We start from the raw sequence: 19,300 nt of genomic DNA, 5'->3' as shown, positions 1-19,300 counted from the left end.
CCCTCCGACGCAACGGAACGGGTCGGACCATAATGCTGATTTTACGAAGTCGTCAAGCGAATTATTTTTTCCCGAAGCGACCTTCGCCGGGCCCATGGAACCCACACCGATGCTTGCCCGTTGCAGCCTCGTCCGGATTGTCCAAGGAGACCACGATGGCCCCCCGCGCCTACTGGAAAGGCTCGCTCAAACTCTCGCTCGTCAGCTGCCCCGTCGTGCTCTATCCGGCGTCGACGTCGGTCGAGAAGACGCGCTTCCATCTGATCAACCGCGAGACCGGCAACCGGCTCAAGCAGCAGATGGTGGACGCCGAGACCGGCGACATCGTCGAGGGCGACCAGAAGGGCCGCGGCTATGAACTCGCCAAGGGACAGTATGTCGAGATCGAGCCGGAGGAGCTGGAGGCGGTCCAGATCGAGAGCAACCACACGATCGACATCGACAGCTTCGTGCCGCGCGACGAGATCGACCAGCGCTATCTCAACCACCCCTATTACATCGCCCCCGACGGCAAGGCGGCGCTCGACGCCTTCGCGGTCATCCGCGACGCCATGAAGGACCAGGAGCGCGTGGCGCTGGCGCGGATCGTGCTGACCAACCGCGAGCACGTCATCGCCATCGAGCCGATGGGCAAGGGCATGCTCGGCACCACGCTGCGCTTTCCCTATGAGCTGCGCGACGAAGCCGAGTTCTTCGACGACATCAGGGCGCCGAAGATCAGCAAGGACATGGTCGAGCTGGCCGGCCACATCTTGCAGACCAAGGCAGCCCATTTCGACCCCTCGGAGTTCAAGGACCAGTACGAGACCGCGCTGAAGGCGCTGGTGAAGCGCAAGGCCTCGGGCAAGCCGATCAAGCTGCCGGAGCCGGCGGAGCGGCCCGACAACGTCGTCAGCCTGATGGATGCGCTGAAGCAGAGCCTGAACGGCAAGAGCCGAAAAAAGACCGCGCGTGCGGCGTCGCGGCGGACGAGCACGCATCGACGCCCGGCGAAGAAGGCGCATCGGTCGGCGGCGCGGCAGAGGAAGGCGGGGTGAAAGCCAGCAGCTGCCTGCGTGGCGCAAGCGGCCTCCACACCCACCGCCGTCGTCCCGGCGAACGCCGGGACCCATACTCCGCGGCGGGTGTTGTAAGACAAGACTTGTCCCACATCCCGCGCAATAACATCTCCCTGGGGTTATGGGTCCCGGCGTTCGCCGGGACGACAGCGGAGATTTTTCCACGGCTGCGGGTCATGGCGTGCGCGATGATCGTAGCCCGAATGATCGCCTCGTCAGCTCTTCTTCGACTTCTTCTTCGTCGTTTTCTTGGTAGTCTTCTTCGTGCTCTTCTTGCTCGCCTTCTTGGCCGTCTTCTTCGCCGAGGCCCTCGCGCTCTTTTTCGCGGGCACCTTCTTGCCTTCGCGGCGCGCCTCCGACAGGCCGATCGCGATGGCCTGCTTGCGGCTCTTGACCTTGCGACCGGAACCGCCGCTGCGCAGCGTGCCGGCCTTGCGCTTCTTCATGGCCCGGCCGACCTTGGCCGATGCCTTGCGCGAGTATTGTCGTGCCATGAACATCCTCCCGATTGCGACACGTAAACCGCGTCGGCGAGACGAAAGTTCCAAAGCGCAAGCTGATGCCGCGTACCTCCACCGATGCTTTCACGATCGCGGGAATCGAAGCCCGTCGATACATCGAGATTCCAATGCAGCTTCGCGCTCATCGTTTCGATGACGGATAGACCGAGAAGCCAATCAGACGTTCTGATCCGCTGCATGAGGCGCAACTGGACAAGGCGACGGTCCGAATGATGCGTCCCTGGCCTCTTCCTCAGTCAGCAATTTCAGGAGCACCGTCCGCTTGGACTCATCGTTGAATTCAGCGAGACGTTTCCTGAACAGGATGAGGTTCTGCAGATGAATGTATTCTTCCATGACCGACCTCACTGATGGGAGCCAAGAACGACGTCGATGGACGAACGGCAAACGAAATCCAGGTGTGCAATATCTTTGATCTCATCGGGTCTTCCGAACCCGTCAAGGTCTGGATCTTGTGCTGCGATCTCGAACAGTCCCTGCAGGCTGAAAGATCGAACGCGCAGAACCCCTCACCGGGACATAGGCCGGCCTTCATGCCGAAGCGGCACCGCAACGCGTCGGGCTGACCTTGATTGAGATGAATTTCGGGCATGATGCTCTTCCCAGTATCGCCGATGACAATCTCTGCGCCGCAGTCGGCAGCCTCGCCCCCCCCCCCAAATTCAGATCGTGTTCTGACAAGCCGAGACATGGCACGTCCCGTGTTTACACCGTCGTGCATGCAAACGCACGATCAGCTGCGCCGATGAGGTGGCACGACCGCGGTCTCGATCATCCGTTGATCCAGAGAACGGGCGCCTGCGGACGTACTGTGCCGCAGCGCGAGATGACCGGCTGGTCAAAATTGCTCGAAAATATAACGAAACGAGCTGATGCCGCCCGCGGGACACGCAAGCTCGCCCATCGAATGGCGATGCCAACGCCCCTGACACACAGGACCAGTCGGCCGATACGGCCAAAGCTCAGTCCGGCGCGCGCAGCCGATAGCCGATGCCGGTCTCGGTCAATACGAATTGCGGGCGCTCGGGATCGGCCTCGACCTTCTGCCTGAGCTGACGCACATAGACGCGCAGATATTGCGCGTCGGTCAATTCGTCCCACAGCTCCTTGAGCAGGAAGCGGTGCGTCAGCACCTTGCCGGCGTGCTGCACCAGGACGCGGAGCAGATCGTACTCCTTGGGCGACAGCTTGATCTCGCGGTCGCCGACCTTGACGATGCGGCGGACGAGATCGACGGAGAGATCGCCGGTGCGGAACACCGGACGCTCGCCCTGCACCTGCAACTGATGCCGCAACGCCGCGCGCAGCCGCGCCAGCAGCTCGTCCATGCCGAACGGCTTGGTGATGTAGTCGTCGGCGCCGAGATCGAGCGCCTGGACCTTGCCCGCCTCGTCGCCGCGGCTGGACAGCACCACGACCGGCACGGCCTCGTTGCGGCCACGGATGGTTCGCAGCAGCTCGAGCCCGTCGACGTCGGGCAGGCCAAGGTCGAGAATGATCAGCGCCGGCTCCTGGCCCAACAGCTCCAGCGCGATCCTGCCGTTCGAGGCTTCGAGAATCTCGTAGCCCTGCGTGGTCAGGCCCATCCGCAGCAGCTTGCGGATCGGCGGCTCGTCGTCGATCACGAGCACCTTGATCGGAGCGCCGGTCATGCGGCCGTATCCAGCGATCTGGCCTGCGCCGGCACGGGCAGGCGGATGGTGAGGACCGCGCCGGGCCGATCGGTGCGGTTGCCGGCGAAGATGCGGCCATGCATCGCCTCGATGAAGCCGCGCGAGATCGCGAGCCCCAGACCGGTGCCAGGCCGCACCTGGTCGCCCTTCTGCACGCGATAGAACTTGTCGAACACGTGCTCGACCTCCGCGGCGGGAATGCCGTCGCCTTCGTCACGGATCTCGAGCATGATCCAGTTGTTGTCGCGGGACGCGCGGATCGCGATCGAGGTCTCGGGAGGCGCATATTTGGCGGCGTTGTCGAGCAGATTGAACAGCACCTGCTCGAACAGCACCGCGTCGACCTCGACCATCGGCAGATCGGGCGCCAGTTCCAGCGAGACATGATGACCGGCGAGGATCTTGCTCGCGCGCCGCAGCGCGCTGCCGACGATCTCGCCGACGTCGTGGAGCGCGGCGTTCGGCACGATCGCGCCCGATTCCAGCTTAGTCATGTCCAGGAGATTGGCGATGAAGCGGTTGAGCCGTTCGGATTCGTCGATGACGGTGGCAAGCAGGTCGAGCTTCTCCTTGTCGGACAGCCGGGCCGCGAGATCGCGCATCGTCGAGGCCGCGCCGAGCACGGAGGCGAGTGGCGTCTTCAGATCGTGCGAGATCGAGGTGAGCAGCGCCGAGCGCAGCCGGTCCTGCTCCATGGTGCGCTTGACCTTGTCCATGTCTTCGACCAGCAGCACGCGCTCGATCGCGAGCGCGCCCTGGTCGACCAGGGCATCGAGCAGCCGGCGCTGGTCCGGCGTCAGCAGCGGCCCGGTGCGATCGTCATCAATGCCGATGACGCCGATCGAGCCGCGCCCCGTGCGCATCGGCAGGAACAGCCGCTTGGCGCCCGGCAGCGTGTCGGAGCCGCGCCCGGCGGCGCGGTCGTTGCTCCAGGCCCAGCTCGCGGCGGCGAGGTCGGCGTCGTCGAGCTGATCCTCCGGCGGGTAGCCGGTCATGACCGTGAGCTTGCCGTCCTGCGGCAGCAGCAGCACGACCCGTACCTTCAGCATCAACGCCGCCTGATAGGCCGTGGCCCACAGCACGTCATCGAGGGTCGCGGTGCCCGCAAGCTTGCGGCTGAAGGCATAGAGCTGCTCGGTGGTCCGGACGCGGTGGGTGGCGGCGTCAGCCTGAACGCGAACGCGCGCGGCGACGTTGGACACCAGGATCGCGATCAACATGAAGAAGAAGAACGCGCCGATGTTGGTCGGATCGGTGATCGTGAACGTATACAGCGGCGGCAGGAAGAAGAAGTTGTAGCAGAGCGAGGCGGCGAGGCTCGCCAGCAGTGACGGCCACAGGCCGTAGCGTGCGGCGACGCCGACCACGGCCGTGAGGAACACCAGATCGACGTTCTCGATGCCGAAGACAGGCTGGATCAGCTCGGCGAGGCCAAGGCCGACAGCCGTGATCAGCAGCGCCTTCAGATAGGGCTTCGGCTGCAGCGGCTCGCTGCGCGCTCGCGTCTGCACCGAGCTGCTCGTGGTGTCCGGCGCCTCCTCGCCGGCGATGACGTGGATGCTGATGTTGCCGGCGCCCCTGACGAGGTCGTGGACCACGGAGCCCCTGATGATCTCGAACAGGCGCGAGCGGCTCGACTTGCCGATGATGATCTGGGTGACGTTGTTGGCCTGCGCGAAGTTGATGAGGTCATCCGCGATACGCCGGCCGACGCCCGGAATCGTCAGCGCCTCGCCGCCGAGGGTCTCGGCTAGCCGCAGCGTATCGGCGAGCCGGTCGCGCTGCTTGTCCGTGAGTTGCAGGTTGCGCCGGGTCTCGATGGTAACGGCGGTCCACGGCGCGTGGACACGGTCGGCGAGCCGCTTGGTGTAGCGCACCAGCCCTGTCGCTCGCGGGTCCTCCGACACGCAGACGAGGATGCGCTCGCCGGCTGCCCAGGGGCCGGCGATGGCATTGGCTTGCATGTGGGTGAGTAGTTGCTCGTCGACGCGCTCGGCCGTCCGGCGCAGCGCGAGCTCGCGCAGCGCGGTCAGGTTGCCGGGTGAGAAATAATGCTCCAGCGCCCGCTCTGCCTGCTTGGGCACATAAACCTTGCCCTCCTTCAGTCGCTGGATCAGATCGTCGGGCGTGAGGTCGATCAGTTCGATGGCGTCGGCGCGGTCGAGGACCGAGTCCGGGACGGTCTCGCGCACGCGCACATGGGTGATCTGGGCGACGACGTCGTTGAGGCTCTCGATGTGCTGGACGTTGACCGCCGTGTAGACGTCGATGCCGTGCGACAGCAGCTCCTCGACGTCGAGATAGCGCTTGGGGTGGCGGCTGCCCACCGCATTGGTATGCGCGAGCTCGTCGACGATCGCGAGCTTGGGGCGGCGCGCGATCACGGCATCCAGATCCATCTCCTCGACGATCTGGTCCTTGTAGGAAATACGTTTGCGCGGGACGATCTCCAGGCCACGCACCAGCGCCTCGGTCTCGGCGCGGCCATGCGTCTCGACGAAGCCGATCACGACGTCGACGCCGGCCCTCAGCTTGGCATGCGCGCTCGACAGCATCTCATAGGTCTTGCCGACGCCGGGGGCGGCGCCGACGAAGATCTTGAGCTTGCCGGCAGGACTGTCCTCCCGCCGGGCCGCTTCGAGCAGGGCCTCCGGCGAGGGACGTTGGTCAGGATCGCGGCGTTGACTGGCCATGCGGCATTATAGACGGAGGGACCTCGGCGCCAAGGCCAAGACCTTCTGGGCCAAGGCCTTCAAGGCGTCATTGCGGTTTGGCAGCATCGAGTGCCAGGTTGAGCGCCAGCACGTTAACGCGGGGTTCGCCGAGCAGTCCGAGCAGACGGCCCTGGGTCTGCCGGGCGATCACGGCCTGGACGCTCGCCTCCGGCAAGCCGCGTGCCTTGGCCACCCGCGGCACTTGGAACAGCGCCGCCTCCGGCGAGATGTCCGGATCGAGCCCGCTCGCCGAGGTCGTCACCAGATCGACCGGCACGGCCTGCGCGGGATTCTCCGCCTTCAGCCTGTCGACGTCCTCCTTGACGCGGTCGGCAAGCGCCTTGCTGGTCGGGCCGAGATTGGAGCCGGACGAGTTGGCGGCGTTGTAGGGCGCAGAAACCGTCTTGGTGGAGTCGTTCGGATCGGCGGCCGAGGTCGCCGACGGACGGCCGTGGAAATATTTGTCGTCCTTGAACTCCTGACCGATCAGCGCCGATCCGATCACCTTGCCGTTGCGCGTGATCAGGCTGCCCTCGGCCTGCGCCGGAAAGATGGTGCCGGCGACGACGGTCATGGCGAGCGGGTAGAGCAGCCCGGTGATCAGGGTCAGCGCGAGCAGGACCAAGATGGCGGGACGGAATTCTTTGAGCATGGGAATCTCCTGTGTCTCTCCCGTCATTGCGAGGAGCGAAGCGACGAAGCAATCCAGAGTCGCGTGGCCCGAGACAGTCCTGGATTGCTTCGCTCGCAATGACGGCGGTTGGGGCTTTAAGCCAGATGCAAGGCGGTCACGATCAGGTCGATCGCCTTGATGCCGATGAAGGGGATGATGATGCCGCCCAGCCCGTAGATCATCAGGTTACGGCCGAGCAGCGCGCCGGCGCCGATGGCGCGGTAGGCGACGCCCTTCAGCGCCAGCGGGATCAGCGCGATGATGACGAGCGCGTTGAAGATGATCGCCGACAGGATCGCGCTCTGCGGGCTCGCCAAGTTCATGACGTTCAGCACGTTGAGCTGCGGGTAGAACGCCAGGAACATTGCCGGGATGATCGCGAAATATTTGGCGACGTCGTTGGCGATCGAGAACGTCGTCAGCGCGCCGCGCGTCATCAAGAGCTGCTTGCCGATCTCGACCACCTCGATCAGTTTGGTCGGGTTGGAGTCGAGATCGACCATGTTGCCGGCTTCGCGCGCGGCCTGCGTGCCGGTGTTCATGGCGACGCCGACATCGGCCTGCGCCAGCGCGGGCGCATCGTTGGTGCCGTCGCCGCACATCGCCACCAGCTTGCCCTTGGCCTGCTCGTCGCGGATGAGCTTGAGCTTGTCCTCGGGCGTCGCCTGCGCCAGGAAATCATCGACGCCGGCTTCGGCGGCGATCGCCGCCGCGGTCATCGGGTTGTCGCCGGTGATCATGATGGTGCGGATGCCCATCCGACGCAGCTCGGCGAAGCGTTCGCGGATGCCGCCCTTGACGATGTCCTTGAGCTGGACGACGCCGAGCAGGCGCCCGTCCCTGGCGACCGCGAGCGGCGTGCCGCCGGATTTGGCGATGTCGTCGGAGATTGCACGGATCTCGCGGACAAGCTCGCTCTCGACCGGCTGAACCGCGCGCACCGTGTTGCCGGAGACGGGCTGGGTCGGGCCGCCGCCGATGGAGTTGAGGATGGCGTCGACCGCACCCTTGCGCACCGAGGAGCCGCCGGCATCGACGCCGCTCATGCGGGTCTGCGCCGTGAACGGCACGAAGGTGGCGCCGAGCTCGGCCATGTCGCGGCCGCGGATGCCGTATTTGTCCTTGGCCAGCACCACGATCGAGCGGCCCTCCGGTGTCTCGTCGGCGAGCGAGGCGAGCTGCGCCGCGTCGGCGAGCTCCTGCTCGCTCACGCCCTTGACGGGACGGAATGCAGTCGCCTGGCGATTGCCGAGCGTGATGGTGCCGGTCTTGTCGAGCAGGAGCGTATCGACGTCGCCGGCGGCCTCGACCGCGCGGCCCGACATCGCCAGCACGTTGAAGCGCACCAGGCGGTCCATGCCAGCGATGCCGATCGCCGACAGCAGCGCGCCGATCGTGGTCGGGATCAAGGTCACGAACAGCGCCACCAGCACCACCACCGAGATCGAGCCGCCGGCATAGGCCGCGTAGCTCGGGATCGTCACCGTCGCGAACACGAAGATGATGGTGAGGCCGGCGAGCAGGATGTTGAGCGCGATCTCGTTCGGCGTCTTCTGCCGCTCCGCGCCCTCGACCAGCTTGATCATGCGGTCGATGAAGGTCGAGCCTTGCGCGGCCGTGATCCTGACGCGGATCCAGTCCGACAGCACCTGCGTGCCGCCGGTCACCGCCGAGCGGTCGCCGCCGGATTCGCGGATGACGGGCGCGGATTCGCCGGTGATCGCAGCCTCGTTGACCGAGGCGACGCCCTCGATCACCTCGCCGTCGGAAGGGATGGTGTCGCCGGCCTCGACCAGCACGAGATCGCCGACCTTCAGGCTGGTGCCGGGCACGAGCTTGTAGGTGTGATCGGCCGGGTTCGTGCCCGTCAGCAGCTTGGCCTGGCTCTCGGTGCGCGTCCTGCGCAGCGAATCCGCCTGTGCCTTGCCGCGGCCTTCGGCGACGGCTTCGGCGAAATTGGCGAACAGCACGGTGAACCACAGCCAGAGAATGATCTGGAAGGTGAAGCCGAGATTCGCTCCGCCGGTCACGACGTCGCGGAGGAAGATCACCGTGGTGAGCGCGGCGACGACCTCGACCACGAACATCACCGGATTTCTGATCATCAGCCGCGGGTCGAGCTTGACAACCGCGGCCCTGATGGCCGGCAGCACGATCTTCGGGTCGAGCATCGTCGACATCGACGAGCGCTTCTGCAGTTTGATGGTGTCCATGGAGGTTGCTCCGAGATCAAAACACGGTGCCGGCGGCCATCGCGAGATGCTCGACGATCGGACCGAGGGCGAGAGCCGGGAAGAAGGTGAGGCCGCCGATGATCAGGATGACGCCGACCACGAGGCCGACGAACAGACCGCCCGTGGTCGGGAACGTGCCGGCCGAGGGCGGGATCGACTTCTTCCCGGCGAGCGAGCCCGCGATCGCCATCGCCGGAATGATCATGAAGAAGCGGCCGACGAACATCGAGGACGCGAGCGTGAGGTTGTAGAAGAAGGTGTTGCCCGTGAGTCCTGCGAATGCCGAGCCGTTGTTGGCGGTCGCGGAAGTGTAGGCGTAGAGCACCTCGGTGAAGCCGTGCGGACCGGCATTGGCCATCGACGCGACGGCCGACGGCAGCACCACCGCGACCGCGGTCCAGCCGAGATACATCAGCGGCAGCACCAGGATTGCCAGCATCGCCATCTTGACCTCGCGCGCCTCGATCTTCTTGCCGACATATTCCGGCGTGCGCCCGACCATCAAGCCGGCGACGAAGATCGCGAGCACGACGAACAGCAGTATGCCGTAGAGCCCGGCGCCGACGCCGCCTATGATGATCTCGCCGAGCTGCATGTTGATCAGCGGGATCATGCCGCCCAGCGCGGTGAAGCTGTCATGCATGGCATTGACCGCGCCGCAGGAGGCGGCCGTCGTGATCACGGCGAACAGTGACGACGCGACGATGCCGAAGCGGACCTCCTTGCCTTCCATGTTGCCGCCCGTCAGTCCCAGCGCGTTCAACGTGGTCGTACTGTTGGCCTCGGCCCAGTAGGTGATGGCGACGCCGGCGATGAACAGGACGCCCATCACGGCGAGGAGCGCCCAGCCCTGGCGCTGGTTGCCGACCATGCGGCCGAATACGTTGGTCAGCGCGGCACCGAGCGCGAAGATCGAGAGCATCTGGATGAAGTTCGACAGCGCGTTCGGGTTCTCGAACGGATGCGCGGCGTTGGCATTGAAGAAGCCGCCGCCATTGGTGCCGAGCATCTTGATCGCGACCTGCGAGGCCACCGGGCCGACCGCGATGGTCTGCTTCGCCCCTTCCAGCGTCGTGGCCTCGACATAGGGCCCGAGCGTCTGCGGGATGCCCTGCCAGACCAGGAACAGCGTGTAGACGATGCAGAGCGGCAGCAGCACATAGAGCGTGCATCTGACGACGTCGACCCAGAAATTGCCGACGGTCCGCGCCGAGGCGCGTGAGAAGCCGCGGATCAGCGCGATCGCGAGCACGATGCCGGTCGCGGCCGACAGGAAGTTCTGGTGCGTGAGCCCGAGCATCTGCACGAGATAGGAGAGCGTGCTCTCGCCGCCGTAGTTCTGCCAATTGGTGTTGGTCAGGAAGCTGATCGCGGTGTTGAAGGAGAGATGCTCGGCGACCGCGGACTGTCCCGCGGGATTGAACGGCAGCACGGCCTGCAAGCGCATCACGCCGTAGATGATCAGGAAGCCGCCGACATGGAACAGCAGCATCGCGACCGTGTAGGTCAGCCAATGCTGCTCGCGGCGCTCGTCGACGCCGCCGATCCAGTAGATTGCGGACTCGACCGGCCGCAGCACCGGCGACAGGAAGCTGCGCTCGCCATTGAAGACGCGCGTCATGTACCAGCCGAGCGGCTTGGCGAGCGCGACGATGACGGCGCAGTAGAGCAGGATCTGGATCCAGCCGATCACAATCATGGGGATGTTGTCCTTGAAGGTGCGACGGTGGCGGTCAGAACCGCTCGGGCCGCAACAGCGCGTAGGTGAGGTAGATCAGAAGGCCGAGCGATACCGCGCCGGCGAGCGAATAGTCGAAGATCATGGCTCGTCTCCTAGAGCCGCTCGCAGGCGTAGGTGTAGCCGATCGCCAGGGCGAACAAGCCGGCGGCCAGCGCCAGCATCAGGATGTCCAGCATGGTGTGCTCCTCATGCGCGCGAAAGACGCGCAACGCTTGGAGCGGCCGGGAGCGCCGCTGCGGCCACGGTCCGTTCCATCGCGGACAGATGGCATCCGGCCTCATAGGTTTTCGAGACAGCACCGCCGACAGAGTTATAGGAATCTCATAAAGACCGCGGCGTTCTCCCGCCCCCCGGCAGAACCGCGCGGCCGCAGCCGCATATGAACCGGCCATGCCGCTGAGGCGTCTTTATGCGCCGGCTATTTCTTCCCGCCTTCGCCCCTCTCGCATTCCTACGCCGCCGTCGACCACATTGCCGATCAAGGCCCATCGGGCCATCGCTCACTGACGACGGGAGGCCGGCATGGCTGCCTTGACGACACGACCGGATGTGCCCGAGCGGGTACAACTCGCGCAGACCACGACGGCGATGCTGACGGCCCTGCTTGGCGAAGACGAGGGCGTCTCACCGTTGTCGGCGCGAGGGCGACGCCGGCTGCGGATCGCACGATTGCTGGAGACCGACGCGCGGATCGATGCCGCGCTGGAGCTGGTCGCGCTGCAATTGCCACGATGGCAGCTCCGGCGCATCGCCTATGATGACGGCGAATGGCACTGCGCATTGTCGCAACAACGCGAATTGCCGGACTGGCTCGATCATTGCGTCGAAGCCCGCCACGCCGATCTCGCCCTCGCCATTCTCCACGCAGCCGCCGAGGCCCGCCGTCTCGAGCCCGGCGTCTCGCAGACTGACGCAAGGCGCGGCGTCCAGGCCGAACCGGGGCTTGCCGACCTGCTCTGCTGCGACAACTTCTGAGCCGGTGTTACCTGCGCGACGCTGATCTCCACCGACAAGCCCGCTGAGCGTCCGGCGGCCAGGGTCCTGCTGCGAGTTGTGCTGCGACTAGCAATCCTCATCCTGTTCGCCACGTTCGGCCGCCTCGGCTTCGGTCGCAGCCTCGCCACCCTGCTCTGGATGACCATGATCCTGTGTGCCATGCTTGCGGTGCTGCGCCGCAAGGGCGTGTTCGCCGTGGGCCTGAACCATTGGGACGAGATGATCGGCTACACCGCGCTCTTTTGCGCGACGATGGCGCTGATCCAGTCGTCCGGAAACCAAGCCTCTGCGCCGCAAAAAAAGGGGCGGCCGATCCGGCCGCCCCGCTTGTCTCATCGCCGATCGGTCAGAAGATCTTGACCGCGCTTTCCAACGTCTTCCAGACACCCCATGCCAGCGGCACGCCGACGAAGGCCCAGAACAGGGCGGCCTTGACGTCGAGACCGCCCTTGCCGATGCCGAACGACCCGTGCTGGATCGCCGACTCGTTCTTGGCGAGCTCTGCCTGGTACTTCGCGACTTCGTCCGCGCTCATGTTCCACTTGTCATCGACAGGCTTGATCAGGAAGTTGCAGATCAGGCCGGCGAGCAGCATGGCGCAGAGAATATACATCGTCGTGTTGTACAGCTGGTCGCGCGGCACGCCGGCGGCGAGCTGGAACTCGCGGATGTAGTTGACGACCACCGGACCGATGATGCCGGCCGTCGCCCAGGCCGTCAGCAGACGGCCGTGGATGGCGCCCACGAACTGGGTGCCGAACAGGTCGGCCAGATAGGCAGGCACCGTCGCGAAGCCGCCGCCATACATCGAGAGGATGATGGCGAAGGCCGCCACGAACAACAGCTTCGAACCCATCGCTGCGAAGGTCGGCGCCAGCGCATAGAGCACGATGCCGATCAGGAAGAAGCAGTAATAGGTGTTCTTGCGGCCGATGTGGTCCGACAGCGACGCCCAGAAGAAGCGGCCGCCGATGTTGAACAACGACAACAGGCCGGCAAAGCCGGCCGCGATGCCCGCGATCGCGGCCTTCTGGCCGGCGTCGAGCTGGTTGAAGCTGACGTCGGGCAGACCGATCAGCTTGCCGGCGAAGATCTCCTGCAGCATCGGCGAGGCCATGCCGATCACGCCGATACCGGCCGACACGTTCAAGCAGAGCACCCACCAGACCAGCCAGAACTGTGGAGTCTTGTGCGCGTTGTCGAGGTGCACATGGTGCTCCGAGATCATCGCCTTCTTGACCGCCGGCGGCGTCCAGCCTTCGGGCTGCCAGCCGACCGGCGCGACGCGATAGGCAAAGGCACCGATCATCATGAAGACGAAATAGATCACGCCCATCGTGACGAAGGTCTCCCAGACACCGACGGAGGTCGGCGTCTTGAAGTAGTTCATCAGCAGGTTGGCGAGCGGAGCACCGATCATCGCGCCGCCGCCGAAGCCCATGATGGCCATGCCGGTCGCCATGCCGCGCCGGTCCGGGAACCATTTCACCAGGGTCGACACCGGCGAGATGTAGCCGAGGCCGAGGCCGATGCCGCCGATGACGCCGGCACCGAGCCACATCATCCAGAGCTGGTGAACATAGATGCCGAGCGCCGCGATCAAGAGGCCACCGCCCCAGCAGCAGGCCGCGACGGCACCCGCCTTGCGCGGTCCGGCCCGCTCGAGCCAGCCGCCCCAGACGGCAGCGGAGCCGCCCAGCAGCACGAAGAACAGGGTGTACATCCAGCCGAGGCTTGCGACCTTCCAGTCGCAGCTCGTCGTGAACAGCTCCTGCACCAGGGTCATGTCCGGGCAGGCCTGGGTCTTGGTCACGCCGATCGCGCGCGACAACGGCAGCCAGAACACCGAGAAGCCATAGGCCATGCCGATGCAGAGATGGATGCACAGCGCAGCCGGAGGAACCAGCCAGCGGTTGAACCCCGCCTTGGCGACCGTGTGCTCACGATCGAAGATCCCCGCCTGCGCGCCCGGGAGCGTGCCCGCGCTTTCAATGGTAGCCATGCATCCCTCCCCTACGGACTCTCGTCCAACGCAACAACGTCATGTTCTGTCCCCTTGATCAGAATCAATACGCCCACTCACCCCGCCCGCTATCGCGTACCAGAGCAGTCTTGCAACGCACAAACGCTCATCACTGCCTCGATGCGCATAACACCCCACCCGAGACGTTATGCCCTCACCATTCTTGTGCCGCTGGTCTGCCTGGCCCGCTCCCCAGCGGGCATGACTCGTCTCCCGCAACCTCCGCGGAAAGCGCCCCAATTGGTGCAGAACCGAGGCAAATTGTCGATAGTAAAATGGTAATAATCGGTCAATCTTGGTGGATTGATCGCACTGCAGCGCGAATGTGTTGCTAACACACACACAAATTCACGTGCAACCAACGCGACCGCCACTCCCGGCTGTAGTCATGTTGCTCTCGATTACTTTCTCGACGCGTCACGACCATCCCTGATGAAATCAACTAATGAGATGTACCGACCGTCAGCGACGGACACGCTCATAGCCGCATGCGCGCGCTCGCGGAAACGTGAAGAAGGAACAACTTGTCCTTGCCTTGCAACAGCGTCGCAAGCCTGGACTGAGAACGCGGCATTGTTGTGAGCTCGGGTTGGCGCCGCTGCGACGATAGGAAGCAGCGCAATCTCTTGACAGTCCGACCAAGACAGCGCGCGAACTACGTAGTTCGAGCAGCCCGCAGCAGAGGATGTTCACCGCCGCACGGATCCGGCCGGTTCCGCGGCCTTCTCGATCCGAAACAGAATGCCGTGCTCGGTGCGATCGACGCTCTCGACCCGATCTCCGGTCTCCCGCACCAGATTCGGGATGTCGATCATGGCAAGCGGGTCGGTACAGCACACTTCGAGCCGCTCTCCCGCCTTGAGCGTCTGCAGCGCCTTCCGGGTCTTCAGCACCGGCAATGGGCACTTCAGGCCCGTCAGATCCAGCCTCGTCATCATCATGCGCGCGACCATGGAGAAGCGGTTCCGGGACGTCAACCGGGGCGGCAGCCTCCTATGGAACTCGGAACTGGGTTCCTGGGATGCCAGAAGATACAGGTGCGAGCTCGCGCGAGCTCCATCACGGAACACCAGGTTTGTCGCACAGCGCGAGAACGTCCGCCCGCGGCGTCGCCAGATGTAGGACGAGCGCCGCGATCGCCGGAATGTCGTCGAGATGAACGCGCGGCAGCGCCGTCTCGACATCGCCGTCGCTGGCGAGCCCGACAATGCCTGGATCGTCGGGAAACAGCAGCGGCTTGCCATTGGCCGCGCGATGCACCTCGATACGGCGATGCGGCCCGGCCTTGTACCCTTCGATGACGACCAGATCGACGGGAGACAATTTCGCCAGAAGCTCCGCGAGTGCGGGCTCCCTTGCTCCGCGCAGCTCGTGCATCAGCGCCCAGCGCGTGCCCGACGCGACGAGGACCTCCTCGGCCCCGGCCTCGCGATGCCGCCACGAATCCTTACCCGGGACGTCGACGTCGAACTTGTGATGGGCGTGCTTGATCACCGAGACGCGCACTCCCTGCCCCCTGAGATGAGGAATCAGCCGCGTCAGCAGCGTGGTCTTGCCGGCGCCGCTCCAGCCGGCGAGGCCGATGACTTTCATCGCGGTCTCCAGAAAGGCCCCGGCGTTTTTCGCACAGCCAGGAGCGCGGGATCGATCGATGGCCCGAAGGCCCCGTGGAACGCCACGTCCACTCTTGGCGATGTCATGCCAGCAGCCCCATGGACCAGGCAAGGGCCCGTGGGGAGGGCCATGCCGGCATGGCCGCCGGGCAGGCGCAAATAGTGGATCGCGCGCGGCGCAACGCTGACGCCCTGGCAGCAGTCGTGGTAACGAACCCGCGATGACAGCCATGACCTCGACTTCGATTCCCGGCGTGCTGCTCGCCGGCGGTCGCGCGCAGCGGATGGGCGGCGGCGACAAGCCGTTGCGCATGGTCGACGGCCGCACCATCCTCGAGCGCGCGATCGCGCGGCTGGCGCCGCAGTGCAGCCGGCTGATCCTCAACGCCAATGGCGACCCCGCGCGGTTCGCAGGCAACGGTCTGCCCGTCGTGCCGGATGGCGTCGCAGGCTTCCCGGGCCCGCTCGCTGGCATTCTCGCCGGCCTCGAGTGGGTTGCGACGCACATGCCGGAGGCCCGGTGGATGCTGAGCGCCGCCGGCGACTGCCCATTCCTACCGCGTGATCTCGTCGCGCGGCTGGCGACAGCACGGGCGGCCGAGCAGGCCAAGCTGGCGTTGGCGGCGTCCGGCGGACAGATCCACCCGGTGATCGGACTGTGGCCGGTCGGGCTGCGCGAGGATCTCCGGCACGCCCTGGTCGCGGAGGACATCCGGAAGGTCACCCGCTTCACGGCGCGCTACAAGGTCGCGACCGTGAGCTGGCCGACGGTGCCGCTGGATCCGTTCTTCAATGCCAATACCGCAGTCGACCTCGCCGAGGCGGAGCGGCTCGCAGCTCTCGAGGATTGAGGACGCCTGATGGACGCGACAACCATCGTTCGCCGCGCCGTGCTTGCCGTTGCCGCGCTGAATCTCGGATATTTCGGCATCGAGTTCGCCGTGGCGCTGGCGATCGGCTCGGTGTCGCTGTTCGCCGACAGCGTCGACTTTCTGGAGGATGCCTCGGTCAACATCCTGATTGCGCTGGCGCTGCGCTGGAGCGCGCCGCGGCGGGCGCTGCTCGGCAAGGTGCTGGCGCTGATCCTGCTGGCGCCGGCGGTCGCCGGACTGTGGACCGCCGGCGAGAAGTTCTTCACGCCGATCGTACCCGCACCGCTGCCGCTCACCGTGACCGGCCTCGGCGCGCTGATCGTCAATCTCGGCTGCGCGTTGATCCTGGCGCGGGTCAGGGACCACCAGGGCAGCCTCACCCGCGCCGCCTTCCTGTCCGCACGCAACGACGCCTTCGCCAACATCGCGATCATCGCGGTCGGTCTCGTGACCGCCTTTGTGTGGCCCTCGATCTGGCCCGACCTGATCGTGGGCGTCGGTATCGCGCTCATGAATGCGGACGCCGCGCGCGAGGTGTGGGAGGCTGCGCACGAAGAGCAAAAGACCGCCAAGGCCTGAACGGCCGAGAATCCTGCGCGCGCGCGACGACCTCACTGCTTGCGGCATTGCAGCGCACGGGATCGCTCCACCGCTCCGCCGTCCGGCATGATTGACGGCCGCCCTGGATTGATTGCAGATAGGCGGACCGGCCGGCAGAGCCGGAGCAAACAACGGCGTCACGCCGCTACCGGTGGAGGACTGATTGCAACTCAGCTGTTTGAAGCGGGCGGCGTGGGCCGCAGCCGCGCTGCTGGTCACGACCGCCGCGCAGGCCGAGATCTCCGACAACGTCGTCAAGATCGGCGTGCTCAGCGACATGAACGGCCCGGCCTCGACGCCGACCGGACAAGGCTCCGTCACCGCGGCGCAGATGGCGGTCGATGATTTCGGCGGCAAGGTGCTGGACAAGCCGATCAGCGTCATCGTCGGCGATCATCAGCTCAAGCCCGACATCGGTGCCGCGATCGCGCGCCGCTGGTACGACACCGAGCAGGTCGATCTCATCGTCGACGTGCCGGTCTCCGCGGTGGGCCTCGCCGTGCAGACCATCGCCACCGAGAAGAAGAAGCTGTTCATCACCCAGTCGACCGGTGCCGCCGATTTTCACGGCAAGTTCTGCTCGCCCTACGCGATGCAATGGGTGTTCGACACCCGCGCACTCGCCACCGGCACGGCGAAGGAGGTCGTCAAGCGCGGCGGCGACAGCTGGTTCTTCATCACCGACGACTACGCCTTCGGCCATTCGCTTGAGCGCGACGCCTCCAGCGTCGTCATCGCCAATGGCGGCAAGGTCGTGGGCGCGGTGCGGCCGCCATTCGCGACGCCCGATCTGTCGTCCTTCATCCTGCAGGCGCAGGCCTCCAAGGCCAAGATCATCGGCATCGCCGCCGGCCCGCCCAACAACATGAACGAGATCAAGACCGCATCCGAGTTCGGCCTGCTCAAGGGAGGCCAGCAGATGGCGGCGCTGCTCGCGCTGGTCACCGACATCCATTCGCTCGGCCTTCCGGCGGCGCAGGGGCTCCTGCTCACCACCTCGTTCTACTGGGACATGGACGACAAGACGCGCGAATGGTCGAAGCGCTATTTCGCCAAGATGAACCGGATGCCGACGATGTGGCAGGCCGGCGTCTATTCCGCCGTCATGCACTATCTCAACGCCATCAAGGCGGCGGGCAGCGACGATCCCCTCGCGGTCGCCGCGAAGATGCGGGACACGCCGGTCGAGGACTTCTTCGCCCGCAACGGCAAGCTGCGAGCCGACAATCTGATGGTGCATGATCTCGTGCTGGCGCAGGTCAAATCGCCGGAGGAGAGCAAATATCCCTGGGACTACTACAAGATCCTCGCGACCATCAAAGGCGATGACGCGTTCGGCCCGCCGGATCCGGCGTGCCCGCTGATCAAGAAGTGACGGCGCACTGAACGATCGGCGGCCGGGGCGACCGGGCCGCCGCATGCGAGCTGAACGACAACAATCAATGGGGGAAGACGAGCATGAAGCTGGCGCGCGCGCTGCTGTTCGGGTTGATCGTCGCGGCGGGACTCGCCGCCAAACCGGGACCGGCGCTCGCCGCCTATCCGGACCGTCCCATCCGCTGGCTGATCGGCTTTGCCCCCGGCGGGCCCGTCGACATCGTCGCCCGCATCATGGCGCAGTGGCTGTCCGACCACCTGGGCCAGCAGGTCGTGGTCGAGAACCGCACCGGCTCGGGCGGCAACATCGCGGCCGCCGCCGCGATCAACTCGCCGCCCGACGGCTATACGCTGCTGTTCGTCGCGCCCAACAACGCGATCAGCACCTCGCTCTACAAGAAGCTGCCCTATGACTTCATCCGTGACACCGTGCCGGTCGCCAGCATCATGCAGCTCACCAACATGCTTGTGGTGAGCAACGACGTGCCGGCCAAGACCGTCAAGGAGTTCATCGACTACTGCAAGGCCAACCCGGGCAAGATCGCCTTCGCCTCCTCCGGCAACGGCACCTCGGTGCACATGGCGGCCGAGCTGTTCAAGGCGATGACCAAATGCGACATGCTGCACGTGCCCTATCGCGGCTCGGCGCTGGCCTTTCCCGATATCATCTCCAACAAGGTGCAGTTGATTTTCGACAACCTCCCGACGGCGCTGGAACAGTCGCGCGGCGGCAGCGTCCGCGCACTCGGCGTCACCTCGCCGCAGCGCTGGCCGACGGTGCCGGACGTGCCCGCGATCGCCGAGACCGTGCCGGGCTACGAATCGGTCGGCTTCTACGGCATCTCGGCGCCCAAGGGCACGCCGCCCGACATCGTCGAGATCCTCAACAAGGCGGTCGGCGAGGCGCTGAAGGACCCCAAGCTGGTGGCGCGACTCACCGAGACCGGCGGCATCCCGCGCGCGATGACACCGGCGGAGTTCGGCAAGCTGGTCGTCGACGAGACCGAGAAGTGGCGCAAGGTGGTGGAATTCGCCGGGGTTTCGGTGGACTAGCGTCGCGGCGCGCCTGGACGGACCGGCGGCGACGGAAGCGCGCCAAAACAATCGGGCAGCGGCATTGCCGGATGGCTGGCCAGGCTGTAAACGGAGCCCGAGCCGTCGTTGGGGTTCCGACGCCGCGCCGGACAGGCCCGCTCCTGCCCGCC

19 protein-coding genes are annotated in these 19,300 nt (G+C 65.6%); 8 read left to right on the top strand and 11 right to left on the bottom strand.

Translation table 11 applies throughout. The features are described from left to right. The first annotated feature begins 155 nt into the window (after window positions 1–155). Window positions 156–1,037, top strand: coding sequence for a Ku protein (locus ACQR0W_RS05465; protein WP_315750197.1), 882 nt, complete (start codon window positions 156–158; stop codon window positions 1,035–1,037). Window positions 1,038–1,273: 236 nt separating this feature from the next. Here the strand turns inward: ACQR0W_RS05465 and ACQR0W_RS05460 are convergent, their stop codons facing one another. Together ACQR0W_RS05460 and ACQR0W_RS05455 are read right to left on the bottom strand one after the other, a co-directional pair. Further along, a complete protein-coding gene (locus tag ACQR0W_RS05460; RefSeq protein WP_315750196.1) occupies window positions 1,274–1,552 on the bottom strand; it encodes a DUF6496 domain-containing protein in 279 nt (92 codons plus the stop codon). Between the two features lie 183 nt (window positions 1,553–1,735). Further along, a complete protein-coding gene (locus tag ACQR0W_RS05455) occupies window positions 1,736–1,915 on the bottom strand; it encodes a hypothetical protein (RefSeq protein ID WP_315717991.1) in 180 nt (59 codons plus the stop codon). 14 nt (window positions 1,916–1,929) lie between these two features. Here ACQR0W_RS05455 and ACQR0W_RS05450 point away from each other — a divergent pair, with 14 nt between their 5' ends. Further along, window positions 1,930–2,145 carry a hypothetical protein gene (locus ACQR0W_RS05450; protein WP_315717989.1) on the top strand — a complete coding sequence of 72 codons (216 nt, stop codon included), beginning with the start codon at window positions 1,930–1,932 and terminating at the stop codon, window positions 2,143–2,145. A 396-nt stretch (window positions 2,146–2,541) separates the two neighbouring features. On the opposite strand, the gene ACQR0W_RS05445 is transcribed toward ACQR0W_RS05450, so the two are convergent. From ACQR0W_RS05445 to ACQR0W_RS05420, 6 genes are all read right to left on the bottom strand, one after another. Further along, the gene (locus tag ACQR0W_RS05445) at window positions 2,542–3,231 is read right to left on the bottom strand and encodes a response regulator transcription factor (RefSeq protein WP_316169180.1); all 690 of its coding nucleotides are present in this window, start codon (window positions 3,229–3,231) and stop codon (window positions 2,542–2,544) included. Continuing rightward, window positions 3,228–5,945: a sensor histidine kinase KdpD gene (locus ACQR0W_RS05440; RefSeq protein WP_316169181.1), complete on the bottom strand. Its 2,718-nt coding sequence runs from the start codon at window positions 5,943–5,945 to the stop codon at window positions 3,228–3,230. Before ACQR0W_RS05440 ends, ACQR0W_RS05445 begins: the two co-directional genes overlap by 4 nt. Window positions 5,946–6,012: 67 nt before the next feature. Next, complete coding sequence (locus ACQR0W_RS05435; RefSeq protein WP_316169182.1) at window positions 6,013–6,618, bottom strand: K(+)-transporting ATPase subunit C; 606 nt, start codon at window positions 6,616–6,618, stop codon at window positions 6,013–6,015. 116 nt (window positions 6,619–6,734) lie between these two features. Then, on the bottom strand, window positions 6,735–8,852 hold the full coding sequence (kdpB, locus tag ACQR0W_RS05430) for a potassium-transporting ATPase subunit KdpB (RefSeq protein WP_316169183.1): 2,118 nt from the start codon (window positions 8,850–8,852) through the stop codon (window positions 6,735–6,737). 16 nt (window positions 8,853–8,868) lie between these two features. Beyond that, complete coding sequence (gene kdpA / locus ACQR0W_RS05425) at window positions 8,869–10,572, bottom strand: potassium-transporting ATPase subunit KdpA (protein WP_316169184.1); 1,704 nt, start codon at window positions 10,570–10,572, stop codon at window positions 8,869–8,871. A gap of 34 nt (window positions 10,573–10,606) precedes the next feature. Further along, window positions 10,607–10,696, bottom strand: coding sequence for a K(+)-transporting ATPase subunit F (locus ACQR0W_RS05420; protein WP_042340291.1), 90 nt, complete (start codon window positions 10,694–10,696; stop codon window positions 10,607–10,609). Between the two features lie 440 nt (window positions 10,697–11,136). On the opposite strand from ACQR0W_RS05420, the gene ACQR0W_RS05415 reads away from it, so the two are divergent. After that, window positions 11,137–11,589, top strand: coding sequence for a hypothetical protein (locus ACQR0W_RS05415; protein ID WP_315717983.1), 453 nt, complete (start codon window positions 11,137–11,139; stop codon window positions 11,587–11,589). 78 nt (window positions 11,590–11,667) lie between these two features. Continuing rightward, the gene (locus ACQR0W_RS05410; RefSeq protein ID WP_316169185.1) at window positions 11,668–11,970 is read left to right on the top strand and encodes a hypothetical protein; all 303 of its coding nucleotides are present in this window, start codon (window positions 11,668–11,670) and stop codon (window positions 11,968–11,970) included. Here the strand turns inward: ACQR0W_RS05410 and ACQR0W_RS05405 are convergent. From ACQR0W_RS05405 to mobB, 3 genes are all read right to left on the bottom strand, one after another. Beyond that, window positions 11,957–13,612 (bottom strand): OFA family MFS transporter, encoded by a 1,656-nt coding sequence (locus tag ACQR0W_RS05405; protein WP_315828329.1) that lies wholly within the window; start codon window positions 13,610–13,612, stop codon window positions 11,957–11,959. The genes ACQR0W_RS05410 and ACQR0W_RS05405 overlap by 14 nt on opposite strands. Window positions 13,613–14,322: 710 nt before the next feature. Beyond that, a complete protein-coding gene (locus ACQR0W_RS05400; RefSeq protein WP_410051262.1) occupies window positions 14,323–14,586 on the bottom strand; it encodes a sulfurtransferase TusA family protein in 264 nt (87 codons plus the stop codon). A 106-nt stretch (window positions 14,587–14,692) separates the two neighbouring features. Further along, window positions 14,693–15,226, bottom strand: a complete 534-nt coding sequence (mobB, locus tag ACQR0W_RS05395; RefSeq protein ID WP_316169186.1) for a molybdopterin-guanine dinucleotide biosynthesis protein B — start codon at window positions 15,224–15,226, stop codon at window positions 14,693–14,695. 241 nt (window positions 15,227–15,467) lie between these two features. Here mobB and mobA point away from each other — a divergent pair, with 241 nt between their 5' ends. The 4 genes from mobA to ACQR0W_RS05375 all read left to right on the top strand — a co-directional run bounded on the left by mobA (window position 15,468) and on the right by ACQR0W_RS05375 (window position 19,148). Beyond that, complete coding sequence (gene mobA, locus ACQR0W_RS05390; RefSeq protein WP_316169187.1) at window positions 15,468–16,097, top strand: molybdenum cofactor guanylyltransferase MobA; 630 nt, start codon at window positions 15,468–15,470, stop codon at window positions 16,095–16,097. 9 nt (window positions 16,098–16,106) lie between these two features. Then, on the top strand, window positions 16,107–16,697 hold the full coding sequence (locus tag ACQR0W_RS05385; protein ID WP_315717976.1) for a cation transporter: 591 nt from the start codon (window positions 16,107–16,109) through the stop codon (window positions 16,695–16,697). A gap of 184 nt (window positions 16,698–16,881) precedes the next feature. Further along, complete coding sequence (locus tag ACQR0W_RS05380; protein ID WP_315717975.1) at window positions 16,882–18,093, top strand: ABC transporter substrate-binding protein; 1,212 nt, start codon at window positions 16,882–16,884, stop codon at window positions 18,091–18,093. 83 nt (window positions 18,094–18,176) lie between these two features. Beyond that, window positions 18,177–19,148: a Bug family tripartite tricarboxylate transporter substrate binding protein gene (locus ACQR0W_RS05375; protein WP_315750189.1), complete on the top strand. Its 972-nt coding sequence runs from the start codon at window positions 18,177–18,179 to the stop codon at window positions 19,146–19,148. Window positions 19,149–19,300: the final 152 nt, after the last annotated feature.

It is taken from the genome of Bradyrhizobium sp. HKCCYLRH1034 (genome assembly GCF_051168375.1).
Lineage (GTDB): Bacteria > Pseudomonadota > Alphaproteobacteria > Rhizobiales > Xanthobacteraceae > Bradyrhizobium.
The sequence above is the reverse complement of the archived record's forward strand: the minus strand, read 5'-3'. Positions and strand labels throughout refer to the sequence as shown.